The following is a 15471-nucleotide window of genomic DNA, read 5'->3' on the forward strand; positions in this document are numbered from 1 at the left end:
TCCCCCCGGAGGCCGGCACGCAGGCGATCTGGCCGGCCCAGCCGTCAGGAGGACGAGGGGCGCGACGCGGGGAGCGAGGCTGCGCCGTCTCGCGCCAACGCCAGCGCCACCAGGACCGACCGGGCCTTGGTCGTCGTCTCCTGCAGCTCCTCCTGCGGGTCGGACAGTGCCGTGATGGCCCCGCCGACACCGAAGGTCACATCGCCGTCGTGCCACGTGGCCGTCCGGATGACGATCGAGGTGTCCATCGACCCGTCGAGGCCGATCCACCCGATCGCGCCGGAGTACACCCCCCGGGCCGCTCCTTCCAGTCGGTCGAGGATCTCCATCGTCCGCACCTTGGGCGCACCGGTCATGGACCCGCCGGGGAAGCAGGCCCGCAGCACGTCCGTCGCACCCATCCCCTCGACGAGCTGCCCTCTGACCGTGGAGACTAGCTGGTGCACCGTCGCGTACGTCTCCACGGCGAAGAGCTCCGGCACGTGGACGGTTCCCGCCCGGCACACGCGGTGCAGGTCGTTGCGCAGCAGGTCGACGATCATGAGGTTCTCCGCGCGATCCTTCTCCGCCGAGACCAGGTCGGCCACGAGGTCCGCGTCCTCGACCGGGTCGGCCCCTCGCGGGCGGGTCCCCTTGATGGGCCGCGCCTCGACGCGCCCGTCCGCCGCGACAGACACGAACCGCTCCGGCGAGCAGCCCAGCACGCTCAGGTGCGGCGAGCGCAGCCACACCCCGTGGGGGACCGGGCTGACCGCCCGCATCGCGCGGTAGAGATCGTCCTCCGCCACCCCGGTGCCCGGCGCCGACCAGGTGGTCGTCAGACAGATCTCGTAGGACTCACCGCGGGCGATCTCCTCCTGGCACCGCCGGACCAGGTCCAGGTATGCGGTCGCGTCCTCCCGCGGGGAGGCGCCCGCCGTCCCGGAGGCAGCCGGCATCGAGGTCGTGCCCGTGGCCTCCGCCCGCCCCGACGCCGTGGCCCCCGCCCGCCCCGACGCCGTGCTCCGGCCCGACGCCTCGCTCCGGCCCGACTCTTCTCCCGGCCCCGACTCCTCGCTCCGGCCCGACGCCGCCACCCCGGGACGAGACCGTCCCACCGCCTCGCGGACCCGGGCGGCCCACGACCGCTGCCGGTCCCCGACGGGCCCGTCCCCCGCCTCCTCCTCCAGCCAGACCGCCCACACGTCCCCGGACCCGTGGTCGACCACCACGCCCCGGTCGGCGAAGACCAGCCAGGCGTCCGGCCACGGCGAGCGGTGCGCGACGCTGCCGCCGGTCTCGGCCTTCAGCTCGTAGCCCAGGTAGCCGACGTACCCCGGGCGCCATCCGAACGGCACCTGGGGCACGGGCCCCACCAGCTCCCACCGGCCGAGCTCGTCGTCGATCCGGTCCAGCAGCGGGCGCCCCTCCCCGACGCGGTGGGTGAGCTCGTGCGCGAGCGGCCCCTCGCCGTCGACCACCACCGACCATCCGGTCCCGTCCGACGCGTCGAGCCAGACGGACGTCGGCGACCCGCCCACGAGCTGCTCCCGCAGGGTCCACGGGTCGACCGGGCCGGCCGTGCGGCATACCTCGACCCGCACCCGCCGTCCCCCACCACGGGTGGGGTGGGGCGCCAGCGCGTCGCCGACAGCCACCGTCCCGGCGTCCGGGCCGGGGTCAGAAAGGTCGACGCCCGCCAGCCGCAGGAAGTTGGCCACGATGCGGTCCCCGTGCTGCGACAACACCGACTCGGGGTGGAACTGCACCCCCCACCTCGGCGCGTCCGGGTCGGCGAGCGCCATCACCGAGCCGTCGTCCCTCGCCCGGGCGGTGACCCTCAGCCCGGAGGCGATCGGGTCGGCCACCTGCAAGGAGTGGTAGCGCACCACCTGCAGCCCCTCGGGAACGCCCTCGAAGATCCCCGTCCCGTCGTGGGCGAGCTCGCTGACGATCCCGTGCCGCGGCACGGCCATCTCGACGACCTGGTCACCCGCGAGGTGCGCCATCCCCTGGTGTCCCAGACAGACCCCGAGCACGGGCACGTCGCGCTGCCGCAGCGCGAGGTCGGACAGGCCCATGTCGGCCGCCACCTGCGGACGCCCCGGCCCGGGACCCACGACGATCGCCGCGAACCGCTGCAGGTCCGCGGTCGTGGCGGGGTGGTCGTGCCCCCAGACCACGGGCGGTCGCCCCAGGACCCGGTGGAGCAGGTCGGCGACGTTGTAGGTGAAGCTGTCGACGTTGTCGACGAGCAGGACGGGACGGTCCACGCGCAGGGCTCAGCGACGCGGCCGCAGCCGGACCTGCGGCAGCGCGGGGGCGGGCAGCGACTCCCCCGGATGGTCGACCGCACCGAAACGACCGTCGGCGACGTGCCCCAGCTCGGCCTGCCACTGCTCACGGGCCCGCACGACCTCGTCGTGGCTGCGCCCCACGAAGTTCCACCACATGACGATCTCCTCCCCGAACGGCGTCCCCCCTAGCAGCACCACCCGCGCCCCCTCGGCGCCGGCCGCCAGCTCGACCGTGTCCCGTCCCACCGGCAGGTGGAGCAGGTGCGCCCCGGGGACGTCCTGCTCCGCCGCCCTCAGCTCCCCCCGGTCGAGCAGGATCCCGTGCTCGAACGCCGGGTCCACGTGCAGCACCAGCGAGGCGTGCGGGTGCAGCACGATCTCGGCCCCCAGCAGCGGTGAGTATGTCGTGACGGGGCTGCCCAGGGACCTCACCGGGGCCGGGTCCCCGGCGCCGGCTGGCTCCCCGCCGGCGACACCCGCTGCCGTGACGCCCAGCTCGCCCAGGAAGACGCTGACCACGGCGTCGCCCACCTCCACCGGCTCGGGTACGTGATGGACGAAGGAGGCGTCCACCTCCGCGTGCTCCGCCGGCAGCGCGGTCCAGAGCTGGACCCCGTGGAGCACCTCGGTCGCGGGCGTGGAGACCTCGCTGTGGCACACGCCGTGACCGGCGGTCATCAGGTTCAGCTCGCCGGGTACGACCATCGCGTGGGCACCGGTGCTGTCCCGGTGCTCGATCTCACCCTGGAAGAGCCAGGACACGGTCTGCAGGGCGGTGTGCGGATGCGGCGGGACCACCATGCCGCCGGTCTCGGCGACCTCGTCGGGCCCGTAGTGGTCCACGAAGCACCACGCCCCCACCATGGACCGGCCGCGGGCGGGCAGCGTGCGGCGCACCCGCATGGCCCGCGGACCGCCCAGGGGCACCTCGCGGGGCGGCACCAGCTCCGGACGGTCGTGCTCCTCGTCGCCGCAGACCCGCTCCGGCGGGTCCTTCTCCAGGGTGCTCATCCCCCCAGTGTGGCAGCGCTCCACGCCCCGCGGGCGGCCCGTCGTCCCCTCGCATCCAGGTGGGCCGGGGAAGAATCGGGCGGCGCACGACGCTGTTCAGGACATGACTGCGCCCGCACCCGCCTCGCCCCACCGTGTCGTCGTCGTCGGCTCCGGCTTCGGCGGCCTGTTCGCCACCAAGGCCCTCGACGAGCCCGACGTGGCCGTGACCATGGTGGCCAGGACCAGTCACCACCTCTTCCAGCCGCTGCTCTACCAGGTGGCCACCGGCATCCTGTCCGAGGGCGTCATCGCGCCGACCACGCGCGACGTCCTGGCCGGCCAGGACAACGTCCAGGTCATGCTCGGCGACGTGATCGACATCGACCTCGACGCCCGGACGGTCATGGCCGGGACCGTGAGCCAGGAGACGGTCTACCCCTACGACAGCCTCATCGTGGCGGCGGGCGCCAACCAGTCGTGGTTCGGCAACGACGGCTTCGCCGAGTTCGCCCCCGGCATGAAGACGATCGACGACGCCCTCGAGCTGCGCGGTCGCATCTACGGCGCCTTCGAGATGGCCGAGGTGGCCGCCGCCTCCGGCCGCCACGAGGCGGTCCGCCGGCTGCTGACGTTCGTCGTGGTCGGTGCCGGTCCCACCGGGGTGGAGATGGCCGGTCAGCTCGCCGAGCTCTCCCGCCGCACCCTGACCAAGGAGTTCCGTCACATCGAGCCGAGCGCGGCCCGGATCATCCTCATCGACGCCGCCGACGCCGTCCTGGGCAGCTTCGGCCTGAACCTGGCGGAGCGCACCCGCCGCGACCTGGAGAAGGTCGGCATCGAGGTCCGTCTCAACACGATGGTCGTCGACGTGGACGCCGGCGGCCTGGAGGTCAGGACCCAGGACGGGACCACCGAGCGGATCGAGGCGACCACCAAGGTGTGGGCCGCCGGCGTCCAGGCCAACCCGCTGACGAAGACCCTTGCGGAGCAGTCCGGCGCCGAGCTGGACCGCGCCGGGCGCATCCGCGTCAACCCCGACCTCACCCTGCCCGGCCACCCCGAGGTGTACGCCGTCGGCGACATGGTGGCGATGGAGGGCGTCCCCGGGGTCGCCCAGGGCGCGATCCAGATGGGCCGGCACGCCGCCGACCAGCTCCTGCGCCGGATCCGCGGGCAGGAGACCGGCCAGGCGTTCTCCTACTTCGACAAGGGGTCGATGGCCACGATCTCCCGCTTCCGGGCGGTGATGAAGCGCGGCCGCATCGAGCTGACCGGCGTGCCCGCCTGGGTGGCCTGGCTCGCGGTCCACCTCTTCTACATCATCGGGTTCAAGTCCCAGGTCACCACGCTCATGCACTGGGCGGTGAGCTTCGTGGGCCGGGACCGCTCCGAGCGCACGGTCACCGAGCAGCAGGTGCTCGCCCGGCTGGCGATGGAGTACCTCGGCGAGGACTTCCTGCGCACCTCGCTGCGCAAGGATCCGGTGGAGCGTCGCTCCCTGGGTCAGCAGCCCACCGGGGACGACGCCGTCCAGGGGCGGTCGACCCAGGACGGGGCCGTGCAGGAGCACCCCACCCAGGACGGGGCCACCGACGATCCCGCCGCCGAGCAGCCCACCGACCGGACCTCCTAGGTCAGGTGCTGGCTGCCCCGCCGCCCGCCCGACCCATCGGCAGGTGCGGGATCCCGTCCTCGACGAAGTCCGGCCCCGTGCGGACGAACCCGAACCGGGCGTACCACCCCTCCAGGTAGGTCTGCGCGTCGAGGACCACCTCGGCCCCGCCCGACCGGCGCAGCGCCTCGCGGACCAGCGCGTCGGCATACCCCTGGCCACGGTGACCCCGCGCGGTGGCGACGCGCCCGATCCGGCGGGCCCCGTCCCCGTCGGTGAGCAGGCGCAGCGTGGCCACGGGCGTGCCGTCCGCCTCCACCCACAGGTGCTCGGTCGTCCCGTCCGCGTCCCGCCCGTCCAGCTCGGGGTAGGCGCACTCCTGCTCGACGACGAAGACGTCCACCCGCAGCCGCAGCAGGTCGTGCAGCGTGACCGGGTCGAGGTCGACCAGCCGCGCGGCGCGCACCCGCGGTGCACCGGGGCCGGGGTCGTCGGACGACGCATGCAGGGAGGGTATGCCGTCGCGCGGGCGGGCGTCGACGTCCCGTGCCGTGGTGGGGGAGGCGGGTGCGGCATACCGTGCTCCCATGCCGATCGAGCCTGTCGACGCCCTGCGCCGGATCGCCTTCCTGCTGGAGCGGCACCGCGAGTCGACCTACCGGGTGGAGGCCTACCGCAGGGCCGCGGCCGCGATCCTGCCGCTCGGCGAGGCCGAGGTGCGCCGGCGCGTGCAGGAGGGGCGGCTGCGCGAGATCGCGGGGGTGGGGTCCTCCACCTCGGCCGTCGTGGAGCAGGCCGTGGCCGGCCGGGTCCCGGACAGGCTCGCGGAGCTGGAGCGCACGCACGGCGGACCGCTCGTCGACGGGGGCGAGGAGCTGCGGAAGCGGTTGCGCGGCGACCTGCACACGCACTCGTCGTGGTCCGACGGCGGGTCGCCGGTGGAGGAGATGGTCGCCTCGGCGATGGAGGTGGGGCACGAGTACGTCGCGCTGACCGACCACTCCCCCCGCCTGAAGGTCGCCAACGGCCTCACCGCGGCCCGGCTGCGCCGCCAGCTCGAGGTCGTCGACGCCGTGAACGCGCACACGGGAGGGTCGTTCACCCTGCTCAAGGGGATCGAGGTGGACATCCTCGACGACGGGTCGCTCGACCAGGACCGCGACCTGCTGGCGCAGCTGGACGTGCGGGTCGCCTCGGTCCACTCCTCGCTGCGGATGGAGAGCGCGGCGATGACCCGTCGGATGGTCGCCGCGGTGCGCGACCCGCTGACCACGGTGCTGGGCCACTGCACCGGTCGCCGGGTGATGCCGCGCAAGGGCGACAAGGGCGGGGAGGGGCGCAGCGGCGCCCGCGTGCGACCGCCGAGCGAGTTCGACGCCGAGGAGGTCTTCACCGCGTGCGTGGAGTCCGGGACGGCCGTGGAGATCAACTCCCGGCCCGAACGCCAGGACCCGCCCGACGACCTCATGACGCTCGCGCTGGAGCTGGGGTGCCTGTTCACGATCATCAGCACCGACGCGCACGCCCCGGGCCAGCTGGACTTCCTGGCCTACGGGTGCGAGCGCGCCCAGCGGCTGGGCGTGCCGCCGGAGCGGGTGGTCAACACCTGGCCGCGGGAGCAGCTGCTGGAGTGGGCCCGGCCCTGAGGAATGCCGGGCCGGGGGCTGCCTGTTGGCCCTGACATGCGTATCGCACTCATCGGAGCCCACGGCAACATCGCCCTCCTCGCCGGTCCCCTGCTGCAGCAGGCCGGTCACGACGTCAGCGGCGTCGTCCGCAACCCCGACCACGAGGCCGACGTCCGCGAGGCCGGCATGGAGCCGGTCGTCGCCGACGTCGAGACGCTCGACGTGTCCGGCCTCACCCAGCTCCTCGACGGTCACGACCTGGTGATCTGGTCCGCGGGCGCCGGTGGTGGGAGCCCCGAGCGCACCCTCTCCGTCGACCGGGACGCGGCCATCCGATCCATGGACGCCGCCCAGGCCGCCGGGGTGGACCGCTACGTCATGGTGTCCTACGCCGGCTCGCGCCCCGACCACGGTGTGCCGCAGGACAACCCGTTCGCCACCTACGCCGACGCCAAGAGCGCGGCCGACATGCACCTGCGCGGGAGCGACCTGGGCTGGACGATCCTGGGGCCCAGCGGCCTGACCGACGACCCGGGCACCGGCGCGGTCGAGCTGGTGACGGCCGACGGCTCCGGCCGTCCCGCGGACGGCTTCGAGGGCGCCCAGGTGCCCCGGGCGGACGTGGCCGCGGTCCTCGCGGCGGCCGTGGAGCGTCCTGCGCTCGCCGGGACGACCCTGGTGTTCAACGGGGGCGACGTGCCCGTCGACCAGGCTCTCGACGCCGTCGCCGGCGGGACCACGCCGGCCTGACGACGGGCATTTTGGCGTCCGGCCCGGCATCCCGTATGCTCTCTCACTGTCCTCAACGGAACCGAGCAGGGCTTCTGAGCGAGGGACCGAGCAGGACGGGTCCCCATCGTCTAGTGGCCTAGGACCCCGCCCTTTCACGGCGGTAACACGGGTTCGAATCCCGTTGGGGATGCACAGGTCTCGTCCTGTTACGAGGCCCCGTAGCGCAGTTGGTTAGCGCGCCGCCCTGTCACGGCGGAGGTCGCGGGTTCGAGTCCCGTCGGGGTCGCAGAGAGTGCGGCGTGGTTCCGGTCGACAGACCGGGGCCACGCCTCTGCACTACTCCGGGCCAGGTAGCTCAGTTGGTACGAGCGTCCGACTGAAAATCGGAAGGTCGGCGGTTCGACCCCGCCCCTGGCCACGGCGACAAGCCGCGGGGCGCCCCTGAGACCCCCGCGGCTTTCGCGTCTCCGCGGGTCGAGGGCGCGCACCGCACGTCTCCACGGGTCGAGGGGGCGCGCGCCGCACGTCTCCGCGGGTCGAGGGGCGCTCGCCGCGAAGCCCCGTGAGCGCCGTGGCGTCCCTGCCCCTTTCGCGCCGCCTCCCCTCACCCGATGTGATTTACGGCACGTCCTGGTGTGGCCAATTGCTTCTCCGCCGATCCTGTGCTGAAGTAAGGGTTGCCTTGCCTCAGCGATGAAGCGCAAGCACTCCCTGTCGCATCACATCCCAGGAGACCCCCCGATGACGATCCGCGCCACGCGCACCGTTGCCGCCCTCGCCGTGCTCGGCCTCGGCCTGACCGCGTGCGGGACGGACGCCGAGGAGCCGACGTCCGGCGCCGACGGCACCGCCGACGGCACGACCGACGACGGCACGACCGACGACGGCACGACCACCGAGGACGCCGCCGCCGGCGACTCGAGCGACGGCACCGTGACGCTCTACAGCGGCCGCAACGAGGACCTCGTCCAGCCCGTCCTCGACGCCTTCAGCGAGGAGACCGGGATCGAGGTCGAGGTCCGCTACGCCGACACCGCCGCGATGGCCGCGCAGATCCTCGAGGAGGGGGACAACTCCCCCGCCGAGGTCTTCCTCGCCCAGGACGCCGGCGCGCTCGGCGCCGTCGCCAAGGAGGGCCGCCTGCTCGAGCTGCCCGAGGAGACCCTCGAGCTGGTCCCGGAGACCTACCGGTCCCAGGACGGCGACTGGGTCGGTCTGACCGGACGCGCCCGGGTGCTCGTCTACAACGAGGACGCCGTCTCCGAGGAGGACCTGCCGACCTCGGTGCAGGAGCTCACCGAGGACGAGTGGGCCGGTCGCGTCGGCATCGCCCCCACCAACGCCAGCTTCCAGTCCTTCGTCACCGCCATGAGGGTGCTCGAGGGCGACGACGCCGCCCGGCAGTGGCTGACCGACATGGCCGCCAACGACCCGCAGATCCGGGAGAAGAACGGCATCATCGTCGCCGACGTCGACTCCGGGGCGATCGACGCCGGCCTGGTCAACCACTACTACCTCTACGAGCTGGCCGAGGAGCAGGGCGTCCCGGCCGAGGACCTCTCCGCGGCGCTGCACTTCTTCCCCGACGGCGACACCGGTGCCCTCGTCAACATCTCCGGCATCGGTCTGGTCGGCGAGCAGGCCGACGGCGACGCCCAGGCCCTGGTCGACTACCTGCTCTCCGAGGCGGGCCAGACCTACTTCGTGGAGAACACCCACGAGTACCCGATGGTCGAGGGCGTCGAGCCCGACCCGTCGCTGCCCTCGCTGGACAGCCTGGACGTGCCCGACGTCGACCTCAACGACCTCGACGACCTGCAGACGACCATCGAGATGATCACCGAGGCAGGGTTGCTCTGAGCCGACGACCGCACCCAGCGCTCACCGCCGGGGCCCTCGTGGCCACGGCGGTGGCGCTCATCCCCCTGGGCTATCTGCTGCTGCGGACGGCCCAGGGGGGTCTGTCGTCCTGGTGGGACACGGTCGTCACCGCCCGCACCGCCACCCTGGCGAGCACCTCCCTGCTGCTCGCGGCCGTCGTCACCCTCGCCTGCCTGGTCATCGGCGTCGCCGGCGCCTGGCTCGTCACCCGCTCCGACGTGCCCGGCCGGCGGCTCTTCGCGGTCCTGCTGGCCCTTCCGTTGGCGGTGCCCAGCTACGTCGCGGCGTTCACCTGGGTCTCGGTGGCCGACCTGTGGTCGGCCGACCCGGGCACCCGGTTCGAGGGCTTCACCGCCGCCGCGGTCGTCCTCACCCTCTACACCTACCCCTACGTCTACCTGCCCGTGGCCGCGGCGCTCGTCCGCGTGGACCCCAGCCAGGAGGAGGTCGCCCGCTCCCTGGGCCGTGGCCCCTGGAGCACGCTGACCACCGTCACGCTGCCGCAGGTCCGTCCCGCCATCGCGGGAGGGGCGCTGCTCGCGTCCCTCTACGTGCTCGCCGACTTCGGCGCCGTGTCCATCCTGCGCGTGGACACCTTCACCCGGGCGATCTTCACGGCGTTCAACGCCGGCTTCAACCGCACGATGGCGCTGACCCTGGCCACGCTGCTCGTCCTCATCACCCTGGCGATCCTCTGGGGCGAGGGGCGGACCCGGCGGGCAGGGGCCCGGTTCTCCTCCCCCCGCGTCGTGCGCCCGGCCCGGGCACTGGACCTCGGGGTATGGCGCTGGCCCGCCCTGGCAGGTCTGGTCGCCGTGGTCGTCGCCGCCCTGGGCGTGCCCGCCCTGTCCCTGGTCCGGTGGATCGGCGACGGGACCTCGGGGTCGCAGGCGTGGGAGCGGCTCGGGGAGGCCGCGGCCGGCTCCCTGACGGCGGCCGGGGCCGGTGCGCTGCTGACGATGGCGCTGGCCCTGCCGGTCGGCATCCTCGCCGCCCGCCACCCGGGGCGCCTGTCCGCGGCCCTGGAGCGCGCGGCATACCTCGCCCACTCCCTGCCGGGCGTCGTCGTGGGCCTGTCGCTGGTGTTCTTCGGCGTCACCGTGGCGCTGCCGTTCTACCAGACCACCTGGCTGCTCGCGCTGGCCTACGCCACCCTCTTCCTGCCCCTGGGCGTCAGCGCGGTGGCCTCGGCCGCCGGGCAGGCGCCGCCGTCGCTGGAGGAGGCCGCGCAGGCGCTGGGCACCACCCCTGCGGTGGTGTTCCGCCGGGTCACCCTGCCGCTGACGCTGCCCGGGATCGGGGCCGGCGCCGCGCTCGTCTTCCTCACCGCGATGAAGGAGCTGCCCGCCACGCTGCTGCTGCGCCCGACCGGGACCGAGACGCTGGCGACCCGGCTGTGGAGCGCGACCGCCATCGGCCGCTACGCCGAGGCCGCCCCCTACGCGCTGGTGCTGGTCGCGCTCGCGGCCGTCCCGACCTGGCTCATCACCCGCCGCAGCGGGATCCTGCCCGCGGTCGGCCCGGGGGCTCCGGTGGCCGAGGTGGAGGAGCTGGAGGAGCCGGAGGTCGATCTCGTGAGAGGCATGCAACCATGAACCTGACCATGACGACGTCCACCACCCGCACCCCGCAGGCCGCCCGGGCGGCGGCGCACGCCGTCGAGATCGTCGGCGTGAGCAAGCGGTTCGGCGACGTCACCGCGCTCGAGGAGGTCTCCCTCCAGCTGGACTCCGGGGAGTTCCTCGCCGTGCTGGGCCCCTCCGGCTGCGGCAAGACCACGCTGCTGCGCTGCATGGCCGGCTTCGAGCGGATCGACAGCGGACGGATCGCCCTGGACGGCCGGGCCGTCGCCCTGCCCGGCATCCACCTGCCCCCGCACCGCCGTCAGGTCGCCGTCGTCCCGCAGGAGGGGGCGCTCTTCCCGCACCTGTCCGTGGCCGAGAACGTCGGCTTCGGACTGCCCCGTCGCGACCGCCGCCGCTCGGCCAGGATCGCCGAGTGCCTCGAGCTGGTCGGCCTCGCCGGGCTCGGGGCCCGGATGCCGCACGAGCTCTCCGGTGGCCAGCAGCAGCGGGTGGCGCTGGCCCGTGCGCTGTCGCCGCGCCCACCCCTGGTGCTGCTGGACGAGCCGTTCAGCGCGCTGGACGCCTCGCTGCGCGTGGAGCTGCGCCGCGACGTGCGCCGCGCGCTGCACGAGGACGGCGCCACGGCCATCCTCGTCACCCACGACCAGGCCGAGGCCCTCTCGATGGCCGACCGGGTCGCCGTCATGCGCGACGGGCGGGTGCGCCAGGTCGGCACGCCCGAGGAGGTCTACGGCACGCCGGTGGACGCCTGGGTGGCCTCCTTCGTCGGCGAGGCGGACCTGGTCGACCTCGTCGACGAGACCGCCACCGAGGTGAGCACTCCCCTGGGTCGGGTCGAGGTGGTGCCGGGCGTCCCCGGTGCCACCCGGGTCGTCGTGCGCCCCGAGCAGGTCCAGCTGGCCCCGGCCGACGACCCGAGGCGACCGGCGCCGGCAGGGTCGGTCCGGGCCCGGGTGATGACGGTCGACTTCCACGGGCACGACGCCCTGGTGACCCTCGAGCTGGCCGGCGGCCTCACCGCCCAGGCCCGCACGGGAGCCTTCCCGCCCGCGGTCGGGGACACCGTGGCCGCCTGGGTCGACGGCCCCTGCCGGGCCGTCCCCGGGGCCGAGACGTGAGCGGCCCGTCCGTCCTGCCGGCGGGTGGGCGGGCCCGGCAGCAGGTCGGCCGGGCGGGCCCGGCAGCAGGTCGACCAGCGGGTCGGACCGTTCAAGGCCATGGCCCGCGACGCCCGGGTGCTGCGCGTCGGGATGAACGTCTGGCCGCCCTTCCTGTTCTCCGGGATCCATGTCCAGCACATCGCCGGCGACTTCCGCGAGGTTGCGGTCCGCCTGCGGCACACGCCGCTGACGAGCAACTACGTGGGCACCCAGTTCGGCGGGTCGATCTTCGCGATGTGCGACCCCTTCTGGATGCTCATGGTCCTGCGCAACCTCGGACCGGGCTACGTGGTCTGGGACCGGGCTGCCGAGGTCGAGTTCCTCGCACCCGGCCGGGGGCCGGTCTGCACCACCTTCCACCTCTCCCAGGAGGTGCTCGACGACCTGCAGGTGCGCGCCGACGACGGCGACCGGGTGCTCCACTGGTTCGAGAACGACGTGACCGCCGACGACGGCACCCTGGTCGCCCGCATCCGCAAGCAGGTCTACGTCCGGCGTGCCCGGAGCTGACGTCCCGGCGCACCCGACCGCCCTCGGTGCACCTGCTGCCCTCAGCCGACCGCCCCGCAGACCGATCGCGTCAGGTGCCCTCGACCGTCCGCCGGGCCACGTCGGCGACCACGTCGGCCAGCCTCCCGGTCCGGCGCAGCACATCGCGCTGCCGGGACGCCTCACCCCCGGCATCGAGGAGCCGCCCCACCTCGCGCTCGACGAGCTCCAGGTCACCGGCCCGCGCCAGCGCCGGCCGGACGTGGTCGACCAGGCCACGGACGACCGCTGCCGCCGGGGCGAGCCGACCCGTCGTCGGGTCGACCAGCCGGCCCGTGAGACCGGCCCGGGACGCCTGCCAGGTGGCCGCCCGCAGCAGCGCCGTGTCCGTCGCCGCACCCGCCGCCGCAGCCCCGGCACCCTCCTCCGCCGCCGTCTCCACCATCGCCCGCACGAGCACGGCCAGCAGCACCGTCACCCGCACGTCGGGGCACACGTCGGCCACCCGGACCTCCACGGTCGGCTGGTGGGCCGAGAGGCGGGCGTCGAGGTAGAGCATCCCCGGGTCCAGGATCACCCCCGTCTCCAGCAGGGCGTCCACCACGCGCCGGTACCCCTCCGCCGAGCCGACCGGCGGAGGTGGCCCGGAGGTGGGCCAGCGGGCCATCAGCTGCCAGCGGTAGCTGGCGAAGCCGGTCTCCTCCCCCGCCGCGAACGGCGACCCGGCCGACAGGGCCAGCAGCACCGGCAGCCAGTCGCGTAGCCCGTCGAGGACGGCTGCACCCTCGTCCTCGTCGGCGACCTCGACGTGCACGTGGCAGGCGCAGGTGAGGTGCTGGCGCGCCAGCACGCCGTACTCCTGCACGATCCGCCCGTAGCGCTCCACCGGCATGACCACGGGCCGGAACGGGAGCGGCGAGGTGCTCAGGGCCGCGGGGACGGCCCCCAGCTCGGCCGCGCGGACGGCCACCTCGCTCCGGAGGCCCAGCAGGTCCGCGCGCAGGTCGTCGGCGTCCGCGTGGGGACGGGTGCGCGTCTCGATCATCTGCGCGAGGAACTCGGAGGTGATCCGCTCGTCGGCGTCCCGCAGGACCACCTCCGCCGCCGGGACGAGCTCGCCGGTGCGCACGTCGACCAGGAGCAGCTCCTCCTCCACGCCGACGGTGCGCATCCGTCCAGTCTCCCCCTAGGGTGCTCCCACGGCGTGCCGAAGCAGCTCGTGCAGGGTGACCAGGCCGTCCCGGGAGAGGACCGACTCGGCGTGACCCTGGATCGTGGCCACCCCCCGGCCGCGGAGCGCGACGACCCCCTGGCCGTCCTCGTGCAGCGCCACCTCCAGGTCCCGCCCGGCCAGCACCGGCGCCACCCCGGACGGCCTGGCGACGAAGGTGTTGTAGAAGCCGATCAGCCGCCGGCGGCCCCACAGGTCGACCGGCAGCTGGACGCCCTGGTTCGGCCTCTGCAGCACCGAGATCTCCAGGCCCGCCAGGTCGCAGAGCACCTGGTGGGACAGGCACACGGCCAGCAGGGGCCGGTCGGCCTCCAGCCGCGCCAGCGCCAGCTCGCGCAACCGGGCGATCCGCGGGTCCTCCCGCCGGGTCGGGTCGCCGGGCCCCGGGCCCAGGAGGAGCAGGTCCAGCCCCTCGTCCAGGACGTCCTCGACCCGGACGTCCTCCCACCGGCGGACGGTGGCGGTCATCCCCACGTGCCGGACCATGTGCGCCAGCATCTGGGTCCAGGTGTCCTCGGCGTCGACCACCAGCACCCGCCGGCCGGCCAGATCGGGGTCCGGACGCACCTCCTGCGGCGACAGCCAGAACGGCGAGAGGGTCTCGTTGCGCGCGGCCAGGGCCTCGGCGACGCCGGGCAGGGAGGCGAGCTGCACCGCATACCCTCCTCCCCGGCGCTCGCGCAGGCCGAGCGCGGCGAGCATGCCCCGCGCCTTGGCGCTGGTCTCCTCCACCTCCGAGCGCGGGTCGGAGTGGCGCACGAGCGTGGCCCCCGCGCTGACGGTGATCGTGCCGGCGTCGTCGACGTGGGCGGTACGGATGAGGATCGGCGCGTCCAGCCGCTCCCCTCCCTCCTCGTCGAGGTCGACGAGGGCGAGCACCCCGGAGTAGTAGCCGCGGCCGCCGGGCTCGTGCCGGCGGATCACGCTGCAGGCGTTCTCCATCGGCGAGCCGGTGACCGTCGGGGCGAACATGGTGGCGCGCAGCACGTCCCGTACGTCGGCCTCGCTGGCGCCGTCCAGGAGGTACTCCGTGTGCGTCAGGTGGGCCATCTGCTTCAGCAGCGGGCCGGTGATCCGCCCGCCGTCGGAGCAGATCTGGGCCATCATCTTCATCTCCTCGTCGACCACCATGAAGAGCTCCTCGGTCTCCTTGGTGTCCTGGACGAAGTCGGTGAACGCCGCCGTCACCACGCTGCCGTCGGGGTCGGCGCCGCGCGGGTGGCGGAAGGTGCCCGAGATCGGGTTCATCCACACCCGCCCGTCCTTGACGCTGACGTGCCGCTCGGGGGTGGCGCCGACGAGGGTGTGCCCGGGTGTGTGCACCGCGAAGCTCCAGTAGGCGCCCTGCTCGTCGGTGAGCAGCGTCCGCAGCCACGTCAGGGCGGCCAGCGCAGGGTCGGTCGCGGTGCGGCACAGCACGTCCCGGCGGATGACGAAGTTCGCCCCCTCGCCGGTGCCGATCTCGTCGGTGATGACCCGCTCGACGATCCGGGCGTAGTCGTCGTCGGAGACGCTGAACCGCTCGTCGGTCACCTCGACGGGCACCGTGGGCAGCGCGGCGACGAGCTCGTCCACGGGCAGGTGCTGGTATGCCGTGGGGCCGGCCGGGCGCAGCACGCGCAGCGGGGTGCCGTCGTCGTGGGCGGCGAAGCCGCGCTCGGTGATCTGCCGGTAGGGCACCAGCGCCAGGACCGGCTCGCCCTCGCGCGGACGGGGCAGGTCGGCCAGCCGGTGCAGGTCGACGACGTCGCCCACGACCACCTCGGCCTGCTGCTGACCCTCGCGCCACAGGACCGCCCAGGACTGGCCCGAGGGGTCGGCGAGGATCTGGTCGAGGGGGCGGGACGGCATGCCGGCCATCCTCCCATCCCGGGCCTGGGCGG

At 74.1% G+C, this 15471-nt stretch carries 12 protein-coding genes and 3 tRNA genes; 10 read left to right on the plus strand and 5 right to left on the minus strand.

The genetic code is table 11. The features are described 5' to 3' along the window. Positions 1-44: 44 nt before the first annotated feature. Positions 45-2252 carry a chorismate-binding protein gene (locus ACQ95T_RS16705; protein ID WP_425941909.1) on the minus strand — a complete coding sequence of 736 codons (2208 nt, stop codon included), beginning with the start codon at positions 2250-2252 and terminating at the stop codon, positions 45-47. Between the two features lie 9 nt (positions 2253-2261). Further along, positions 2262-3287 (minus strand): pirin family protein, encoded by a 1026-nt coding sequence (locus ACQ95T_RS16710; protein ID WP_425941911.1) that lies wholly within the window; start codon positions 3285-3287, stop codon positions 2262-2264. A 103-nt stretch (positions 3288-3390) separates the two neighbouring features. On the opposite strand from ACQ95T_RS16710, the gene ACQ95T_RS16715 reads away from it, so the two are divergent. Next, entirely contained in the window at positions 3391-4902 is a 1512-nt protein-coding gene (locus ACQ95T_RS16715; RefSeq protein WP_425941913.1) for an NAD(P)/FAD-dependent oxidoreductase, read from the plus strand. A 1-nt stretch (position 4903) separates the two neighbouring features. Here the strand turns inward: ACQ95T_RS16715 and ACQ95T_RS16720 are convergent, their stop codons facing one another. After that, the gene (locus ACQ95T_RS16720; RefSeq protein WP_431473134.1) at positions 4904-5470 is read right to left on the minus strand and encodes a GNAT family N-acetyltransferase; all 567 of its coding nucleotides are present in this window, start codon (positions 5468-5470) and stop codon (positions 4904-4906) included. On the opposite strand from ACQ95T_RS16720, the gene ACQ95T_RS16725 reads away from it, so the two are divergent. From ACQ95T_RS16725 to ACQ95T_RS16765, 9 genes are all read left to right on the plus strand, one after another. Next, complete coding sequence (locus ACQ95T_RS16725; protein WP_431473135.1) at positions 5469-6527, plus strand: PHP domain-containing protein; 1059 nt, start codon at positions 5469-5471, stop codon at positions 6525-6527. The two genes, ACQ95T_RS16720 and ACQ95T_RS16725, sit on opposite strands and share 2 nt — an antisense overlap. A 36-nt stretch (positions 6528-6563) precedes the next feature. Then, complete coding sequence (locus tag ACQ95T_RS16730; RefSeq protein WP_425941918.1) at positions 6564-7259, plus strand: NAD(P)H-binding protein; 696 nt, start codon at positions 6564-6566, stop codon at positions 7257-7259. A gap of 99 nt (positions 7260-7358) precedes the next feature. Beyond that, positions 7359-7431, plus strand: a tRNA-Glu gene (locus ACQ95T_RS16735). 22 nt (positions 7432-7453) lie between these two features. Further along, positions 7454-7527 (plus strand) — tRNA-Asp (locus ACQ95T_RS16740). A gap of 58 nt (positions 7528-7585) precedes the next feature. After that, a tRNA-Phe gene (locus tag ACQ95T_RS16745) sits at positions 7586-7659 on the plus strand. 323 nt (positions 7660-7982) lie between these two features. Next, positions 7983-9101 (plus strand): iron ABC transporter substrate-binding protein, encoded by a 1119-nt coding sequence (locus tag ACQ95T_RS16750; protein ID WP_425941919.1) that lies wholly within the window; start codon positions 7983-7985, stop codon positions 9099-9101. A gap of 38 nt (positions 9102-9139) precedes the next feature. After that, entirely contained in the window at positions 9140-10717 is a 1578-nt protein-coding gene (locus ACQ95T_RS16755; protein ID WP_425941921.1) for an ABC transporter permease, read from the plus strand. An 8-nt stretch (positions 10718-10725) separates the two neighbouring features. Then, positions 10726-11826 (plus strand): ABC transporter ATP-binding protein, encoded by a 1101-nt coding sequence (locus ACQ95T_RS16760; protein ID WP_425941923.1) that lies wholly within the window; start codon positions 10726-10728, stop codon positions 11824-11826. 24 nt (positions 11827-11850) lie between these two features. Next, positions 11851-12378: a DUF4442 domain-containing protein gene (locus ACQ95T_RS16765; protein ID WP_431473136.1), complete on the plus strand. Its 528-nt coding sequence runs from the start codon at positions 11851-11853 to the stop codon at positions 12376-12378. Positions 12379-12448: 70 nt separating this feature from the next. Here the strand turns inward: ACQ95T_RS16765 and ACQ95T_RS16770 are convergent, their stop codons facing one another. Further along, positions 12449-13528, minus strand: coding sequence for a carboxylate-amine ligase (locus ACQ95T_RS16770; RefSeq protein WP_425941927.1), 1080 nt, complete (start codon positions 13526-13528; stop codon positions 12449-12451). A 15-nt stretch (positions 13529-13543) separates the two neighbouring features. Further along, positions 13544-15439, minus strand: coding sequence for a chorismate-binding protein (locus tag ACQ95T_RS16775; RefSeq protein ID WP_425941928.1), 1896 nt, complete (start codon positions 15437-15439; stop codon positions 13544-13546). Positions 15440-15471 lie beyond the last annotated feature (32 nt).

It is taken from the genome of Ornithinimicrobium carbonis (genome assembly GCF_050703245.1).
Taxonomy (GTDB): domain Bacteria; phylum Actinomycetota; class Actinomycetes; order Actinomycetales; family Dermatophilaceae; genus Ornithinicoccus.

Bases quoted from the DNA above. Each gene is read 5' to 3' on its own strand.
- ACQ95T_RS16710 (WP_425941911.1), bottom strand. From the start codon at position 3,287: ATGAGCACCCTGGAGAAGGACCCGCCGGAGCGGGTCTGCGGCGACGAG.
- ACQ95T_RS16715 (WP_425941913.1), top strand. From the start codon at position 3,391: ATGACTGCGCCCGCACCCGCCTCGCCCCACCGTGTCGTCGTCGTCGGC.
- ACQ95T_RS16725 (WP_431473135.1), top strand. From the start codon at position 5,469: ATGCCGATCGAGCCTGTCGACGCCCTGCGCCGGATCGCCTTCCTGCTG.
- ACQ95T_RS16720 (WP_431473134.1), bottom strand. From the start codon at position 5,470: ATGGGAGCACGGTATGCCGCACCCGCCTCCCCCACCACGGCACGGGAC.
- ACQ95T_RS16730 (WP_425941918.1), top strand. From the start codon at position 6,564: ATGCGTATCGCACTCATCGGAGCCCACGGCAACATCGCCCTCCTCGCC.
- ACQ95T_RS16750 (WP_425941919.1), top strand. From the start codon at position 7,983: ATGACGATCCGCGCCACGCGCACCGTTGCCGCCCTCGCCGTGCTCGGC.
- ACQ95T_RS16760 (WP_425941923.1), top strand. From the start codon at position 10,726: ATGACGACGTCCACCACCCGCACCCCGCAGGCCGCCCGGGCGGCGGCG.
- ACQ95T_RS16770 (WP_425941927.1), bottom strand. From the start codon at position 13,528: ATGCGCACCGTCGGCGTGGAGGAGGAGCTGCTCCTGGTCGACGTGCGC.
- ACQ95T_RS16775 (WP_425941928.1), bottom strand. From the start codon at position 15,439: ATGCCGTCCCGCCCCCTCGACCAGATCCTCGCCGACCCCTCGGGCCAG.